Raw genomic sequence first — 1,188 nt, forward strand, 5'->3', positions numbered from 1 at the left:
GAAGGTGGAGCGGCTCAACCAGGGTTTGATCCCGATTTTCGAACCGGGCCTCGAAAGCCTCGTCAAGGAAAACCACGCGGCCGGACGTATCCGCTTCACCACTGATGCGGCCGCGGCGGTCAGGCATGGCCAGATCCAGATGATCGCGGTCGGCACGCCGCCCGGCGAGGATGGCTCGGCGGATCTGAAATATGTGCTCGCCGTCGCTGAGACCATCGGCCGCGAGATGGACGGCGCCAAGATCGTCGTCGGCAAGTCGACCGTGCCGGTCGGCACGTGCGAAAAGGTGAAGGCCAGGATCGCCGAGACGTTGAAGAAGCGCGGCCGCGAGGACCTCACCTTCGACGTCGCCTCGAATCCGGAGTTCCTCAAGGAAGGCTCGGCGGTCGCCGATTGCATGAAGCCGGACCGCATCATCGTCGGCACGTCCAGCGAGGACACCGAGATGGTGATGCGCGAGCTCTATGCGCCGTTCAACCGCAACCACGAGAAGATGATCGTGATGGACGTGCGCAGCGCCGAATTCACCAAATACGCCGCCAACTGCATGCTGGCGACCAAGATCAGCTTCATGAACGAGATGGCCAATCTCGCCGAACAGCTGGGCGCCGACATCGAGGAGGTGCGCAAGGGCATCGGCTCGGATCCGCGCATCGGCTACCATTTCATCTATCCCGGCCTCGGCTATGGCGGCTCGTGCTTCCCGAAGGACGTGCGCGCGCTGATCAAGACCGCCGAGGGCGTCAAGTTCGACGCCAAATTGCTGCGCGCCGTCGAGGAGCGCAACAATGCGCAAAAGTCTGTCCTGTTCGACAAGGTCAACCACTATTTCAAGGGCGCGCTGAAGGGTAAGACCTTCGCCGTCTGGGGTCTGGCCTTCAAGCCCAACACCGACGACATGCGTGAGGCACCGTCGCGCACGCTGATGGAAGCGCTCTGGGCGGCCGGCGCCAAGGTCCAGGCCTATGATCCCGAGGCCATGCAGGAGTGCCAGGCGATCTACGGCCTGCGCGACGATCTCTTGCTCTGCGGCACCAAGGAGGCAGCACTTCGCGGCGCCGACGCGCTGTTGATCTGCACCGAATGGAAGAGCTTCCGCGCGCCGTCCTTCGACGCGCTCAAGGATGCGCTGACGACGCCGGTCATCTTCGACGGCCGCAACCTCTACGATCCCAAGGTGATCGCGCG

The 1,188-nt window shown here is 63.5% G+C and carries 1 protein-coding gene; it reads left to right on the plus strand.

The genetic code is table 11. The features are described from left to right. The coding region (locus tag EN869_RS33655; protein ID WP_135858170.1) for a UDP-glucose/GDP-mannose dehydrogenase family protein at positions 1 to 1,188 on the plus strand (1,188 nt) is incomplete at both ends.

The organism is Mesorhizobium sp. M2D.F.Ca.ET.226.01.1.1 (genome assembly GCF_004022705.2).
GTDB lineage: Bacteria > Pseudomonadota > Alphaproteobacteria > Rhizobiales > Rhizobiaceae > Mesorhizobium.